Source organism: Paenibacillus sp. EB106-04-04-XG159 (genome assembly GCF_058791835.1).
This window is the reverse complement of record NZ_JBYTDY010000016.1, coordinates 1-15,832: the sequence shown is the minus strand read 5'-3', so window position 1 is coordinate 15,832 and position 15,832 is coordinate 1. Positions and strand designations below refer to the sequence as shown.

At 40.6% G+C, this 15,832-nt stretch carries 14 protein-coding genes and 1 pseudogene; 10 read left to right on the top strand and 5 right to left on the bottom strand.

Features of this window, described 5'->3' with window-relative positions:
* Positions 1-210 precede the first annotated feature (210 nt).
* The 3 genes and pseudogenes from AC3WTP_RS17945 to AC3WTP_RS17935 form a co-directional block, all read left to right on the top strand.
* Positions 211-915 (top strand): ABC transporter ATP-binding protein, encoded by a 705-nt coding sequence (locus tag AC3WTP_RS17945; protein WP_492396011.1) that lies wholly within the window; start codon positions 211-213, stop codon positions 913-915.
* 2 nt (positions 916-917) lie between these two features.
* Positions 918-3,242, top strand: a complete 2,325-nt coding sequence (locus AC3WTP_RS17940) for an ABC transporter permease (protein ID WP_492396084.1) — start codon at positions 918-920, stop codon at positions 3,240-3,242.
* Positions 3,243-3,300: 58 nt separating this feature from the next.
* A pseudogene (locus AC3WTP_RS17935) lies at positions 3,301-3,507 on the top strand (JAB domain-containing protein); the annotation flags it as partial.
* Between the two features lie 223 nt (positions 3,508-3,730).
* Here the strand turns inward: AC3WTP_RS17935 and AC3WTP_RS17930 are convergent.
* Complete coding sequence (locus AC3WTP_RS17930; RefSeq protein WP_492396010.1) at positions 3,731-4,072, bottom strand: helix-turn-helix domain-containing protein; 342 nt, start codon at positions 4,070-4,072, stop codon at positions 3,731-3,733.
* A gap of 108 nt (positions 4,073-4,180) precedes the next feature.
* Here AC3WTP_RS17930 and AC3WTP_RS17925 point away from each other — a divergent pair, with 108 nt between their 5' ends.
* Both AC3WTP_RS17925 and AC3WTP_RS17920 read left to right on the top strand, forming a co-directional pair.
* Complete coding sequence (locus AC3WTP_RS17925) at positions 4,181-5,791, top strand: copper amine oxidase N-terminal domain-containing protein (protein WP_492396009.1); 1,611 nt, start codon at positions 4,181-4,183, stop codon at positions 5,789-5,791.
* A gap of 502 nt (positions 5,792-6,293) precedes the next feature.
* A complete protein-coding gene (locus AC3WTP_RS17920; protein ID WP_492396008.1) occupies positions 6,294-7,418 on the top strand; it encodes a tyrosine-type recombinase/integrase in 1,125 nt (374 codons plus the stop codon).
* 277 nt (positions 7,419-7,695) lie between these two features.
* Here the strand turns inward: AC3WTP_RS17920 and AC3WTP_RS17915 are convergent, their stop codons facing one another.
* From AC3WTP_RS17915 to AC3WTP_RS17905, 3 genes are all read right to left on the bottom strand, one after another.
* Positions 7,696-9,159, bottom strand: a complete 1,464-nt coding sequence (locus tag AC3WTP_RS17915) for an MFS transporter (protein ID WP_492396007.1) — start codon at positions 9,157-9,159, stop codon at positions 7,696-7,698.
* Between the two features lie 111 nt (positions 9,160-9,270).
* A complete protein-coding gene (locus AC3WTP_RS17910; protein WP_492396006.1) occupies positions 9,271-9,906 on the bottom strand; it encodes a GNAT family N-acetyltransferase in 636 nt (211 codons plus the stop codon).
* Positions 9,906-10,682, bottom strand: a complete 777-nt coding sequence (locus AC3WTP_RS17905) for a helix-turn-helix domain-containing protein (RefSeq protein ID WP_492396005.1) — start codon at positions 10,680-10,682, stop codon at positions 9,906-9,908. Before AC3WTP_RS17905 ends, AC3WTP_RS17910 begins: the two co-directional genes overlap by 1 nt.
* 182 nt (positions 10,683-10,864) lie before the next feature.
* Between AC3WTP_RS17905 and corA the strand changes: the two genes are divergently transcribed.
* Positions 10,865-11,815 (top strand): magnesium/cobalt transporter CorA, encoded by a 951-nt coding sequence (corA, locus tag AC3WTP_RS17900; RefSeq protein WP_492396004.1) that lies wholly within the window; start codon positions 10,865-10,867, stop codon positions 11,813-11,815.
* Positions 11,816-11,977: 162 nt separating this feature from the next.
* Here corA and AC3WTP_RS17895 read toward each other — a convergent pair whose 3' ends face one another.
* On the bottom strand, positions 11,978-12,373 hold the full coding sequence (locus tag AC3WTP_RS17895) for an STAS/SEC14 domain-containing protein (RefSeq protein ID WP_492396003.1): 396 nt from the start codon (positions 12,371-12,373) through the stop codon (positions 11,978-11,980).
* Between the two features lie 228 nt (positions 12,374-12,601).
* Here AC3WTP_RS17895 and AC3WTP_RS17890 point away from each other — a divergent pair, with 228 nt between their 5' ends.
* The 4 genes from AC3WTP_RS17890 to AC3WTP_RS17875 all read left to right on the top strand — a co-directional run bounded on the left by AC3WTP_RS17890 (position 12,602) and on the right by AC3WTP_RS17875 (position 15,732).
* Entirely contained in the window at positions 12,602-13,231 is a 630-nt protein-coding gene (locus AC3WTP_RS17890; protein ID WP_492396002.1) for a hypothetical protein, read from the top strand.
* A gap of 75 nt (positions 13,232-13,306) precedes the next feature.
* The gene (locus tag AC3WTP_RS17885) at positions 13,307-13,987 is read left to right on the top strand and encodes a formylglycine-generating enzyme family protein (RefSeq protein ID WP_492396001.1); all 681 of its coding nucleotides are present in this window, start codon (positions 13,307-13,309) and stop codon (positions 13,985-13,987) included.
* Between the two features lie 198 nt (positions 13,988-14,185).
* Positions 14,186-14,752 carry a MarR family winged helix-turn-helix transcriptional regulator gene (locus AC3WTP_RS17880; RefSeq protein ID WP_492396000.1) on the top strand — a complete coding sequence of 189 codons (567 nt, stop codon included), beginning with the start codon at positions 14,186-14,188 and terminating at the stop codon, positions 14,750-14,752.
* Positions 14,749-15,732, top strand: a complete 984-nt coding sequence (locus AC3WTP_RS17875; RefSeq protein ID WP_492395999.1) for an alpha/beta fold hydrolase — start codon at positions 14,749-14,751, stop codon at positions 15,730-15,732. The genes AC3WTP_RS17880 and AC3WTP_RS17875 overlap by 4 nt, the downstream gene beginning before the upstream one ends.
* Positions 15,733-15,832 lie beyond the last annotated feature (100 nt).

Below are 15,832 nucleotides of genomic sequence, written 5' to 3'. Positions count from 1 at the left end.
GATCAGCCCGCGCACGGGGACCCCTTACCCATATCGGAAATGGAGTGCTGTTGTGTTTGAACCCGACTATGGTCTAGCGGAAGTGGAGACTATTGATGGGTGTTTCTCTTCTCTTGCCTTCGTATAATCAACTTGAATAATATGGTAAATTGACTCAAATCTGGAGCGGTAGTGATGGTAACCATAAATGCGATAAGAGGAGATGTGAAAATGAAAAAGCTAATCGAATTCAAAAACGTAACGAAAGAATACAAAATAGGAGAAGTGACGATCAAGGCTCTTGCAGGTGTTGATTTTTCCATATCAGAGGGAGAATTCGTCGTTGTTTTGGGGGCTAGTGGTGCCGGGAAAAGTACAATTTTGAATATCCTTGGCGGTATGGATACGGCGACTACAGGCCATGTATTTGTTGGCGATCAAGAAATCACAAAGTTCAATGAAAATAAATTAACCAAATATCGCGGGGAGAAAGTTGGCTTTGTATTTCAATTCTATAACTTAATCCCGAATTTAAACGCGCTAGAGAATGTTGAATTTGCCACTGAAGTATGTAAAAACCATCTGAATGCTAAAGATGTTTTGTATAAGGTTGGATTGAAGGACCGCATCAGGAACTTCCCTTCCCAGCTTTCTGGAGGAGAACAACAACGCGTTGCGATCGCGAGAGCTGTTTCCAAGAATCCCTTGCTATTACTCTGTGATGAACCGACTGGAGCTTTAGATTATGTTACTGGAAAGTCCGTCTTAAAGCTTCTTCAAGATCTGAATAAAGTGACGAAGAAGTGCGTCGTCTTGGTCACACATAACTCTGCGATTGCTCCTATGGCGGATAAGATTATCAAGGTGAAGAGCGGAATGATCGAAAGCGTTACGGTGAATCACGATAAACAGAACGTTGAAGGGATCGAGTGGTGATGATGAAGTTATTTATAAAATTGTTAAGGGATATCAAACAGTCGATCGGACAATTTATCGCCTTTGTGTTGGTTATCGCAGTGGGCGCTTTTTTCTATGCGGGGCTGGTCACATTAAGCGATAATCTTAGCGCTTATACGAAGGATTATTTTAAAGAGCATAATCTAAGCGACTTAAATGTCTATTACAGTCAAATCTCCAAGCAGGACGTGGCGGGGTTAAGCCGATTCCAAGGAATAAACAAAATCGAAGGACGGTATACCCTAGATGCGACGCAAGCATTTGAAGATATGAAAGCTTCTTTAAAGATACATTCGATCCCTGCAAACAATGAAATCAATACGCCTACGCTGATTGAGGGAAGGATTCCGTCACAAAAGGATGAAATCTTGCTAGATTCCCATTATGCCAAGGAGCATCAGTACCAAGTCGGTGATCCCATTCAGTTAAGTGTGAGTGAGAAAAATGTGACGTTCACCATTAGCGGCTTGGGTGAGAATGTGGAACATGCCAAAAAGAACGAAATCCAAGACCATAAAACCTACGGTGTAGCTTATATGACGGAAGCGGCCATACCTCAAATCGCAGGCGGCTTGTACTTTAATGAAATCTTGATTGATGCTGAGGAAGGGTACGATATTGACCAATTAGGCCAAACCATTGAGGCACAATCTAAAGAACTCTCCTATGTAAACCAAATGAGTAAAGAGCGGACGTTCAGTTATTCTCAACTGCAACAAACGATCCATAATAATAAATTGATGAGCAGGGTTATCCCGTTGCTTCTCTTCATGATTGAAGCGATCATTCTATTCCTTACCATGTCGCGGATCATTGATTCTCAACGAAATCAAGTAGGCATCATGAAGGCGTTGGGTGTAAAAAACAGAAACATAATGCTTCATTACATGGGTTACCCCGTGCTGGTAGGGATCATAGGCTCCATTCTAGGTTGTGTCCTTGCCTTTAGTGTATTTATTCCATTAGTAAAAGCGTCGAATGCAAAAGCCTACTCACTGCCTGACATCATCTTCTCCTTATCCTTAACCTCTGTGATTCTACCCATCCTTTTCTCGAGTGCGTTTGGAATCCTGTCTTGTTACTTGAGTGGCAGAGCCATTCTACAAGAACGTGCAGCTCAGGCGATGCGTCCGAAACCGCCTAAGAAGATGAAGAAGCTGCTAATCGAAAGAATTCCGGGTATTTGGAGTCATCTTTCCTACAGCTACAAGCTCATTTTGAGGAATATATTTTTAAATAAATCAAAAGCGTTAGCGAGCTCTGTTGGAGTTGTGGCGAGCACGGTTTTATTGATTACTGCTTTTGGTACTCAAATGGCTTTGCAAAAAGTAGCTGACCAGATTGAAGAGGTGAATACCTATGATTTAAGAGTTGATTACAAGACCGGAACATCTATGGATACGTTACATCTACCCACCGGCATTAAAAGCAGTTATGATTTATCCACCTTTCCCGTGGATCTCATCAAAGGTGATGATAACAAAAATGCAACGCTAGTTGTTACGAAGAAAGAAAACAATCTCATTCATTTCTTCGAGGAAAATGACAATCGGCTTGCTTTGGAAGACAGTGGTGTGCTGGTACCCAAATCGTATGCCGACAACTATCAGATTGCAGAAGGCGATATTATCCAAATCAAGTTCACCGCGCCAGAGTTTGCTAATAAAACGGTCGATATGAAGGTTTTACACATATCTACACAGTATTCGAATCCGTCATTTTATTGCACACCAGCGTATCTAGAGAGCTTTGGCATCAAGTACAATCCAACCTCGCTTTTAGTGGAGGCCAGCAGCGCCACAGACCTTGCAAGTGTTCGTAATTTCTTCGAACAAGATCAACAGGTAGATACAATCGCAGATAAGAATGATTTAAAGGAATCGGCCCAATATATACTGAAGCAAAATAGTTTTATCTTTATCATGTTTATCATTTGTGCGGTCGTGCTTTCCTTTGGCGCCATCTATACGATATCTTCCATTAACATATATGAAAGAAATCGCGAGCTTGCAACACTTAAGGTATTAGGCTATCAAAAATATAAAATAAACAGACTTATATTTTTTGAAAACATCAGTCTAACCACATTTGCGGTAATTGTGGCCTTACCGATAGGTGGCTATATGTATGGAATGGTTGTAAAGGCACTGTCGAGTTCCCATCAGCAAATCCCAGATCAATTAAGTATTTTTATATTGCTGTTCTCTGTTATTCTTGCATACTTACTTACCATCCTCTCTAACTTATTACTTCGAAGAAAAGTAACCAAGATCAATATGATTGAATCATTAAAGAGTATTGAATAATTGGAGTAGAGAAAAAGACTGCGCTATAGAGCGGGTTGGAGACCGAAGTGAGTTATAGGTCTTTAGATCAGCTATTAAACGTGCAGCAGCGTCGATTATTTGCATTCATAATCATCCATCAGGTGATCCGACACCATCTTCGGAAGATATACAGCTAACGAAGCGATTGGTTCAAGCAGGCGAAATCATTTGTATCGAGGTGCTCGATCATATGGTCGTTGGTCAGGAAAGATTTTGTAGTTTGAAGGAGCTTGGCCACATGTAATCGATATTCTGCCACTTTAGTAGTGTTAATGACATGGAGACACTAGCGGTATGAACTCAGGCTTCGTGGCAAAGGTCAGAAGACTCATCATTCCGCTACTCCATGTAAAAGGCTTTTGATCCTAATTCATATAAAACCTTTTTACTAAATTATCACTTTTATACAAGGACAATGAAGGAATTTGTCGAATGAAGTAGTGTTCATTAAATCTCACATTCGAATCCTACTTATCAGCGTTCTGCTTAAAATGAGGTAGCATGGCAAGAATTACGTCCATAATAATCATCTTCTGCTTTGATTCAAGCTGATTGGTTAATTGGGCGAACTGTATCACAAAGGTGTCTTTTTCGATAATGTTCATCGTTTCCTGTAACAACGAATCTGTAGACACTCCAAGAGCAACTGAGAGTTTCACAAGTGTCTCTACCGAGAGAATCCGTTCTCCAAGCTCAATCAAGCCCATGTAAGAGTTGGAAATACCTACCAATTCTGCAAGCTTTTCCAGAGTAAGTCCGTATTTCAAGCGTTCTTCCCGAACTTTATTACCTATCAATTTGTAATCCATGTAACCACTCCCTTCTTCCCCGAATGTAGAGGAAAAAGGACATCTTCTTAACAGATCTCAAGAATTATTATGAACATTTATGTCACTCTAAAAAACAGGAGAAAATTCATGAGAAAACTAATGTGTTTATTAGTAATTGGATTATTTATGTGTGTTTGGTCAGTACCAGCCTTGGCAGCACCAATCCCGCAAGCTAAGGAAGAAGTATTTAAAGATGACGAACTCATGATGAGCTTAATGAAGAATGTAATCGCGTTACATGTGGATACTTCCTATGCGTTCGTGAATGGCATTAAAATGCCAATTGATATCACAAATCTTGATGTTGCTCCTACTGTAGTTAAGGGAAACACATTAGTGCCTGTTAGGTTTATTTCTGAAAGCTTAGGGGCTGAAGTGTTATGGGATAATGCTACGTCTCAGATCACGATTAAGTACGGCAATTCAAAAGCTGTATTGAAACTCAATTCTGACAGTATGACCGTAGACAACAAAAAGATCAAAATGGAAGTGCCGGCTCAAACTCTGAACGGAAGGACAATGATTCCGCTTAGAAAACTTGCAGAAGACTTACTGAAAATGAGTGTTGGTTACAAGGATGGTTTAATTATCTTAGGTAATCAACCTGATGTAATTTATATTTTGGGTGATGAGACAAATACTCTCTTTGTAAATACAAGTTTCGTCGGAGTAAGAGGGTTGGAGCCTGAAGAACTGAGTTTTAAATTCAATGGAACTGATTGGTATCTTGATCGGTCAGAATCATTCGAATTTTTAAGTGAACTCGGCAAAAAATATCCCGATGCAAATCAAGTCTTTCTCGGATGGGACGCTTCGAAACGATATAAATACTACAAAGTTGGATATCCATCCGATTCGCCCCAAATTTTCATTTATCATCGCTTAGATACAACCAAAGACAATGTGGAAGTTGTATCAATTGACATCAGCAAAGTGGGAACTTCAAATGGATTCCGTGTAGGAGATTCCTATAGAGCTGTACAGTTCTTTTATATGCATTCAGACTCGGAGAAAGATTTAGGCAATGGATTTATTGAGTATTCACATGCCTATTTAACTTTTGTAGTAAACAAAGCGACCAATAAAGTTGCCGGAATTGAAATACGTTACACTATGTCTACAGGTTATAGATTTGATCCATCGTGGATCGTCTTGGACAATCCGAAGAAAATGCTGACTGAAAGCGAAGCGTTAGCGATTGTTCGCAACTATGAAGGTAGCAAGGTAAAGATAAAGGCGACCAAGATTGATAGCATTGATTCTGAGAAGTATTACAGCTTCCAAGCGTCAACTGAGTATATGGCTTATGATTACTTGTATCTAGTTGACAAATATACCGGAGAACTCTTTATCCGCTACGTTGATGGAACTATGAAGCCTGTGGGTCCGAAACCTGCCGGATCGAAAAAGATTACGGAAGATAAGGCAATGGAAATCATCACTGCTAAAGTAGCCCCCATCATGAAGTCATATGGTAAAACGCCTAACATTGATTCCTATGACACAATAACGATTAAGGGCAAAACCTATTTTACGTTTGCAGTTGCATACACAGGTGCAAGTCGCCCCGTATTATTCGCTGAATGCTATGTTAGCGAAGATGATTCTACTATTATGATGTATGACTTCGAAGCTGAGAAAGAAGTACCGTTTAGCGAATCGCTTTTCAAACAGTATCTTAAAGACGCTTTGAAATAATACCGCACGAGATTCCATAACAAAAGATGCTCTACGATTAATCAGAATGCTTTGTACGGAGAGCTGTAGTCCAGATAGTGGATTACAGCTCTTTTGCTGTCTATTTTGTATCTACAAGCGTCTCATAAGCCACATGACTGCGGCTGTATCACACTAAGTTCAATCTCGATTAGCTAATAACCATGGTCAAATCAGACAGCCACCCTCTTCCGTCCCCTGAGGGGAAACGCAAGGAACGCTGTTCCCTGCACCCTTGCACTCGCCGTTAGGCAGGCCCAGCAATGGATTACTGAGCAATACAATAGTGTTGGTGAAAGGAAATCGCCCATCAAGGCTAAAATGAACGCTACGCGGCCTTGACGGACTTACTCTCTGCCTTTTATCAGCAAATCCTATTCTCTAATTGAACAAAATCTTATCTTCAAAACATTTTATCAGATAGAGCTAAGTGTTCATTTCCTTGGCTCTTTTTTTGTTGAACAAAACTACGGAGGCGAAGAAGATGAATGTGAAAAAAGATGAAGCAAGAGGCACATATTACTTTGTTGTTGATGCCGGAAAATATGATTACGGTAAACGGATTCAGATCAAGCGAAGAGGCTTCCGTACCGAGAAGGAAGCCAAGCAAGAAATGCGTAAAATCATGCAGGAGGTCGATCAGCGAATGTACATTAAACCGTCCAAGATTACCTGTTCCGAGTTCATGAAAGAATGGCTGCAAAGTAAATCCGTAAAGCTAAGACGAGTTACTCTCCAGACTTATACAAAGCATGTCGAACTCCACATCATCACAGAATTTGGAGAATTAGAATTAAGAAAACTTAGTACGAGCATGATTGAGAAGTTCTACATCAAACTTTCAAAAGAAAAGAAATTATCTGAGCGAACCTTACTGGACATCCATAAGATTCTAAAAAGCTCATTCGACGCGGCTGTTAGACGAAAGTACATTCTACATAATCCGGTTAAAGATGCCGAGACACCGAAAGTAACCCGAAAAGAGATGCAAGTTTGGACTCTGGACGAGACTACCAAATACCTTCAACATGCGAGAGGAAATAGGTTGTATATCGCATTCCTACTGGCCCTTACTACCGGAATGAGACAAAGCGAAATATTAGGACGACGTTGGAAGGATGTCGATTTCGATGCCTCTGCTGTAACTGTACGACAAACCTTAAGTCATGATGGTAAGTACCTTGCTTCTGATACCAAAACGAAATCAAGTACTAGAACGATTTCTATTGCCCATAAGATAGCCACTGAACTAAAGAAACATCATCGAGCACTTAAACAAGAGAAACTTGCCCATGATCCCACAAAGTACAAGGATTTGGACTTGGTGGGATGTACCTCTAACGGAACGCCTACCCTGCCAAGGAATATTTTCCGCACATTCTACAATCTGATAAAAGCGGCAGAGGTACCAAAGATTCGTTTCCATGATCTCCGTCATACTGCAGCAACGCTGATGCTTAAAGAAGGTATCAATCCGAAGATCGTTAAAGAAATATTGGGTCACTCCGATATTAGGATTACCTTGGACACATACAGTCATGTACTCCCAAGTATTCATCAAGAAACTGCACAACGATACGGTGATATGTTATTCAAAACCATGTCCTGAATCGTCAAAACAGCGGCAACAAGCCTAATTCAGATTGTTTAGTGACCATAATTGTGACAACGCACCAAGTTCATCCCAAAAAAACGTTTCAGAAAAAACAAAAAACACCGGGAAATCCCGATGCTACAAGGTTTTATTATGATGGAGCCAAGGGGGATCGAACCCCTAACCTCTTCGCTGCCAGCGCTGCGCTCAGGGGTTCAGTCTGTGCTAAAACGAGAAAGCACAGACTGAATCTACTTCTGAAGTTTTCATGTATAATAGGCTTCGTTGCTCCTCATGAGTGATTCAAAGCGACATCTCTTCGCTCGCTGAAGACTACGAAAGCAGCAAACAGCAGTAGAATGATACCTGTGAAAATAAACCCTTCGGTGATGTTGAAGGGGAGCCAGCCTAACACGGAAGATCCGGCAACAACGCCTAGAGAGAAGAAGGCGTAGAAGTAACCATAAGCTTTCCCGCGCAGCTCCGAAGGCGTAGCTTTAATGAGCATCGTATTAATAGATGGGAACAAGAAGGCAAAGCCTACACCATATAGACCTAACACGATATAAAGAGCTAATGTCGTCGTGGATTGGCTTATCAACAGCTGACTTATTCCCATTAATGCGATTCCAATGGCCATTGTTTTGAATGAGGCAACCCGATCGAAGATACGATTAGTAGGAAGCACGAATATGAGAACAGCTATAATTCCAAAAGTGCTCATTAAGGTACCGCTTAATCTCGAATCATAACCAAGCGCTTGAACATGCAAGGGCAATAAATAGGCAATTACGCCTTGTGAGAACATTAAGAAAAAGGCGCCGCCATAAGCCTTTAAAACACCTGCATTGAAGATCGAGCCGAATGATTGATTGACACTTGTGTCTTTCGGTTTCTTGGATATCTTATACTTGCGAAGAAAGATGGCAGATAGGATCGTAAGTATAAAGCCCATTGCAGCTACGCAGTTAAAGACGAATGGTACGGAAATCTTACTTGCCATAATTCCACTGAAAGCAGGGCCGATTATAGCAGCCAGACCTACAAATGTACCGGTAAAGGCCACTTTTTTTCCTTGCTGATCATTTACGGTGGTGTTCGCTGAGAATGTAAAAGCGGCCGGAACAATTAAACCAGCTACAAAGCCATGTATGATTCGAACGATAATCAAGAACAAGGGTTGCTCTACGAACTGATAAAGCAGCAGAGCGCTGCTTGATAAGAGCAATCCGACCATTAGCATCTTGAATGGTCCAACTTTATCCGTCATAATACCGGAAATAATATTACCGACCGTATTGGATAACGAATATAGTCCAATGACAAAGCCGACTATAAATGAGCTTGCACCGACTGAAGTCGCAAATGTACTCATGATCGGTAACTGTGAGAATAAATCAAAGAAGGAAAAGAACACGATACTGTAAACGAGCAAGACATTGTTCAACTGCCTTACACTATACTTGGCTTGCGCCTTCTTCAGTTTCCTATCAAGCACAAAGTTTCCAAATGGTATAAACGCTGCGATTAGTGCTGCAGCAGACCATAGTGGGCTCCACTTGACTCGAATAGCAGTATAAACTATAGCTAGCGCATATAAACAGAATATCCCGCCGTGAACGCTTCCTGCAATCGTTACGGCTTCGTCTATCCCCCATATATACTTCAAGGGCATAGCGATGCTAAGTAATACAAGTAATGATATACCATCTAACAGACCTGTGATCCGCAATAAGTAGATTGGATGTATCCGCAATTTAATATGCTCCTGACTTATCTTGTGAACTGACTACTTTATTCTAACATTTTATCAGGAAATATAAATATGTTCGATTGAAGTGAAAATTACATAAATCCGAAAATTCTACTATTCATCATGGATGCCACTCCTGGTTCTCTGTGTCATGTAATGCCAAACGGGCTCCTTGAAGACTAGATGCCTAACGCCATTATAGCTGGACTTTTCAATGTCAAATGCCATCTGATTGTACAAGTTAATCGCCCGTTTGTTCTTATTTGAGACATGCAGCGATAAGTGGGTGAATTCGGTGTGACAACTAGCAAAATGTTGTGCCCACAGCAGCAGCTGTCTGCCAATTCCTTTACTGCGATGAGTTGAACGAACTGCCAAATGCTCAATATAACACTCATATTCCCTTGGTTTATAGTTCAAGAATTGAAGCCCTACAATAAATTTACATACATGAACATATCCAAACTGCTTAAATAGCTGTGCAAAGTGGATCTGATCAGTCGTTCTGTCTGTGGAATGATTGCCTTTCCATTTCAAGCTGAGAGTACCGACAACTTCTCCGTTTACTTTGGCCACCACCTGTTTATTAACATCGTCCTTCCATATGCCAGCTAATAGCTTAGAGATATCATGGTCATTCAGTTTGACAAGGGAATGGAATTTTCCTTGAAATGAATCTACGATTAGTTTGCACACATCCTCATGGTCATGTTCTTGGTAAGGAACGATTGTGATCGGGTTCAGATTCATTAGGTATCACCTTCCGCGACCTGATTGATGTTAACCTGTATTTCATAGTGCAGCTCGTTATTGCTGAACATGGAAAGATAAGATTTTTCAATGATGATAATTGCCCCCGACTGCTTGTACTGATGTTGTGTTACATATTGTTCAAGTTGTCGAATTTCATGCTCAAGATCCTGATTTTCTATCACTATAAATGGTTTACAGAGATAGTTTCCCTTCTGTAGGATGATATCTGTCGGTTGATCGGTCTCAAAGCATAAGGCAGCTCGTTTGGAATTGTATACGTAATGCAGATCGGTTTCGAATAAATGAGGCGTCTGGTACCTTTGACTGTATAGATTTCGGGCATTCAACGTTTCATGTTCACCAAATTCAATCCATTGCTTCAGATACCTGGTATCCATATACTTGATGTGATAATCATTGTTCAGGTTATCCAATTCATCATGCTCGTTCAGTACTTTCTGAATAAACTGCTGTAGTAACTTAAGCCGGTCTATTTCAGCATTGATCTCGCCTAGCGATTTACTCAACAATTGTTGATAATCAGTAGTGGAATAGGAAGTTATACATTCTTTAATCGTACTGACAGGTACGTTCAGCTTGCGGAGCATCAAGATCTGAGCCAATTGATAGATTTCACTGATGCCGTACATACGGTATTGATTGGTATCTGTGTAAGATGGAAATAGAATCTCTTTCTCTTCGAAATAGCGTATCTGGTGCACAGATACATTCATAAGTCTTGAAAGCTCACTAATGGTAATGTAATCATTCATTAGAAATACTCCTTGCTTATGTGAATTTGATATTCTAAGCATAAACCTTAGGTCAGACCTAAGGTCAAGATTAAATATTGCGGGAATCAATGAAAGCTGATGTATAATGAGCGTATAAACAAACAGGCAGTGCTGCACAATAACCTGAATTGGGATTTCCTGCCTAGAGAGGTGTTGTTACTTTGCTTCGAACAATTGCTGTAACTGATGATTTAACAGTCATTCAGGGTCATTCCATAGCAGATCTAGATGATAAGAATATCAAATGGTTCTGGGTTGATTTTGATACACCTACTGAAGAGGAAATGAAGTTGCTGGAATCACATTTCCACTTTCATCCACTGGCAATAGAAGATTGTCTACACTTATTGCAACGCCCGAAATTGGATCATTACGAAGATGTCCACTTTTTTGTTGTACATGCTTTAGATCAGAAAACGTTAAATGCCGAAGAAGTAGATATGTTTATTGGCCAAAATTTTATTGTTTCCGTCCATCTTAAAAAATCCACAGAAGTTGATGAAGCTTGGCAACGCATTATTGAACAGAACAATGAATCCGAGAAAGGGCCTATCTTTGCTGCCTATTTAATCATGGATAAATTAGTGGATAATTACTTTCCTAGTTTGTATCAAATAGAAGATCAATTAAACGAAATCGAAGACAATGTCAAAGACGAAAGCATTCAAGAGTTAATGGATCGTGTCTTCGAAATTCGCTCGAGCTTGCATAAATTAAGAAAGACGGTTTTACCAATGCGAGACCTTCTATATCGAGTTATAAGTATGGATAAAATCCATGGAATAAAAGATCAATTAGCCTATTTTACTGATATTCACGATCATTTGGTGAGACTTTTCGAAATGATTGAATCCAATCGAGAAATGACAGCTGATATGCGCGACAGCTACATAGCAATTAATTCAAATAGAATGAATACCATCATGAAAACATTAACCGTCATGACTTCGTTTTTTATACCATTAACCTTCATTGCGAGCATCTATGGGATGAACTTCGAGAATATGCCAGAGCTTACTTGGCGTTGGGGATATTTCGGTGTATTAGGGGTTATGGTTATCCTTGGATCAGGAATGTTATTCTTTTTATGGCGAAAAGGTTGGTTCAAATAATAAATCAATCGGCGACTGGTTGTTTAGCTTCGTTTGAATGCGAATTGAGTTAAATTAGATAATATAGTCTCGAACGGGCATTATTAGCGGGCGTTCCCCCTACGGGACATACTTTCGTTTATTCCATTTCTCGAAGCTCATATTGAAATTCTGTCATAAGACTCAATCATTAATAAGCCAAGTTTTGGCCGCCTCTGGGTCACTGAAATATTGAATCCATTCCGGAAATGGATGGATCATTTTCTTAATCATTTGACGCAACCGCCACCTATCCCAAAACGAAAGACCTACAATGGCGAGTCTATTCATGTGATTGTGTAAATGTTGAATATTCTCTACAAATTTGATCATGACCAAATCGGATAAGTTCGTTTCGTAAAAATCCACCCAAATATTCAACCGACGGTTTGTTCCAAAAATAAATTGCTCTTCTTCTTTCATTAATGCAAATAAAGCATCTGAATTTGAGTGAAAACTTCCATACTTCAGGCAGTGTAGTTCTCCACCTTTGTAATAATACGGGAATAACGAACCTCCGGGGGATTTCTTTAAGCGCAACACGAACTCCTCCTCATGATTACATTTTTATTCTTTTTTACCAATCAACTATATTCTAAGCCATTAAATTTAAAAAACAAGTTATGTTATCACATATAAATGATGCGAATCTGGTGCACAGATACATTCATTAGCTTTGAAAGCTCACTTATAGTAATATATCTGAACTAATCGTAAGTCTAGACGCTTCAAGTCGATGAATGATATGATGAATAATGGGTGAATAAAATGACGAATGAAACCATGAACAATGAAACGTCGAACAACAGCAATGATGAAACCGCTTCAGCAGAGAAATGGGCTGAACTGATTAACGCTGTACATCATAATGGCCTCGTTGCTTTGAGAACATACTACAATGATGTTCAAGCACAGGTGGTGAAGCACGAAGTTTACGGCCCTCTTTTTATTTTTCATGTGAAAGATGATGCGAATGACGGATATGTCTGCGGATTTTTCCTTCGTGAATTGGTCAATAAGTTTCAGTCGAGCGATAAGCCGGAAGAATGGATGGCATCCTTCTATGTTGACTTAATGAAGACCGAAGGTGGTAAGTTGCTGCCTAAATCTCCGGAGAACAAAGATGAAGCCAAAGCTCTTATTGATCAAGTACTCGTCCCGCGATGTATGGCGGCGGTCCAAGAGGAGTTCCAAGGGCAAGCTTTGGCCCGTTTGGAGTGGAATGAAGAGCATGGTCCAGTGTTCGAGGCTGGATTTCCAGCGATCAGTGAAGGAAATAACACCTGCGCAATTCCTGTCCATCTTTTGATGATGCATTTCCTGTTGAACCGGGATCCTTCCGAATTGATTCTTCAAGGGTTATATAAACTTCGGGAAGAACAAGGACTAGACGATTGATAAAAACGGCAGAGATGCCGTTTTTTGATTTATTCTATTAAAATTCCTCGAAGAGTTAGAACAGGAGGACGATAGATGTCAAACGCACTGGGTAGTCATGCTGAGTATCCAATGGTGAACATTCCTGCAGGTGAAGTTAACTTAAGGGACGATCGTATAAAGAAGACGTGGACGGTCCAGGTGAATTCTTTTTGGCTTGCACCGGTTCCTGTTACGAGAGCGTTATATAGCTCGATCATGCAAGAGACAGTTGGATCTAATGACGAACCACAGGTCCCAGTTGTGGATGTCTCGTGGAATGATGCCATTCTCTTTTGTAATTTGCTTTCTCAGCACTCGGGTCTAACGGAATGTTACACGATAAGTGATGATGGTGAGCGTGTCGACTGTGACTGGGACGCGGATGGTTATCGTCTTCCTACAGAAGCGGAATGGCAGCATGCATGTAAAGCAGGAGCAGGTGGATATCAGTACGGCGAGATTGATGAAATAGCTTGGTATCATGGAAACGCTGAAGGTACGGTACATGAGGTAGGTAAAAAGCTGCCGAATGCGTGGGGTCTCTATGATATGTTAGGAAATGTATGGGAGTGGTGTTGGGATATATACGATACGAATGTATACGGCTCCTATAGAATATTCCGCGGTGGCAGCTGGGCGGAAGAGGCTAGAGGCTGCGGGGCGACGTGCCGTCGCCGCAGTCACCCTACCTTTCGAATTGATGATCTCGGTTTTCGTCTGGCTAGGTCACTGTAGGGTAGCGAATCGATTTCACCATACACAAACGTTAAACACGCCAAGACAGGGCGTGTTTTTTTCTTTTTATAGAAATGACGACCATAAGGCTGCTTTCAATTTTTAATAAATAGACAGTATATTGACTTTAGTTATTTCCATTGTTATCCTTTATTTAGACAATATAATGTCTAAATGATGAGGTGACACCGAAAATCTATGGACATTCACAATGAATTATTTTTGATGCAGCAGACTTATGCCACTTTGTTCTCACTTGCCAATAAGATTCAGATTAAGGGTGATGCCTACTTAAAGAGTCTGACATCCAGGCAGTACATGGCGATGCTGGCCATTGCACATTTGCCGGAAGATGAAACCACGCTCAACAACATTGGAAGAAAACTGGGCACCACCAAACAAAGCGTCAAGCAAATCATCACGATATTGGAGAAGAAAGGGTACATTCTCATTACTCCCAGTCAGAAGGACAAACGCGCGGTCAATGTCAACATCACAGAATCGGGAACACAACTCATGTTGGAATCCACCGAAAATGGTATCTATTTATTGACTGATCTATTCGCGGAATTCTCAGCAAAGGAACTAGAACAGATGTGGTACCTTTTGAAGAAAATGTACCGTTTTGACGGTGAAGATCAGGATGGGTTTGAAGCTGAAGGCAGACTAGAGCCGGTTGAGAATCAAAATGAACTGCAAACAAGAGTGATGAAAGAGTTTGAAAGACGAAGAAACCAATCGAAATATGGGGCGGGCGAAAGATGAAGAATAAATTGAATCGACTCATCTGTCTTGAAGAATATGTTCCCATCAATGGTATCAGTCAATATCTATTTCACTTAGGAACGAGCAGTGCTAATCCCGTGATGCTGTTCTTGCACGGAGGACCCGGCTCAGCTGAATCTTTATTCACAAGAGCATTCCAGGAAAAATGGGAGGAGATCTACACCGTTGTTCATTGGGACCAGCGCGGAACGGGGAAGACATTGACGAAGAATCCAGATAAGCTCCCTACGATTGATTTGCTGCTGCAGGATTTATTTGAAGTCATCCAATACTTGAAGAAGAGATACAACAAGCAAAAGATCGTTATCCTTGGTCATTCGTGGGGAAGTGTCTTAGGTTCTGTGTTTATCAGAAAGCATCCTGATGAGGTAGCTTATTATATAGGCGCTGCGCAGGTTGTCAATATGCTGGAAAATGAGCAAGTCGGATACAACAAAGTTAAGGAAATGATCGAACAATCCGGTGATAAAAAATCCTTGGAAAAGCTGGAGGCAATAGGTGAATATCCCGGAAATAGAATCGTATTTAACCGAGAATTTTTGAAAAAGTGCGAAAAGGTCAGACAGCTTCAAGGGAAATACAAATTGGCTATGAAAATCGATCTTGCGATATGGATAACCGTTTTCAAGAGCCCTATCTTCAAGTTTTCGGATATTATCGCATTTATGAAGATCTTCAAGGCCAATGCCAAGCTGCATGAATATTTAGGCGATTTTAACCTCCGTACGGAACCAGCAGAATATAAAGTGCCCATCTATTACATATTGGGCGGGAATGATTGGCAGGCCCCTTATGTCATCGCGCAACAATACTTTGAAGAGATCAAAGCTCCAAGTAAAGGGATATTCACGATTCCCGATGCCGGACATATGACCATGATGGAACAGCCCGATCTGTTCTTTGATGCATTGCAGGAAATTAACAAGAGAGAAGAACTGATTCCATCTCTGACCTCTTAAGATGAAAAAGGGCGACTACCTGTTAAACTGTACCCCTTGTAAAGGACCTTCTAAAAAAGTCTAGGCAGATTGAAGAAGATGATCTCTGTATTGAACAGGG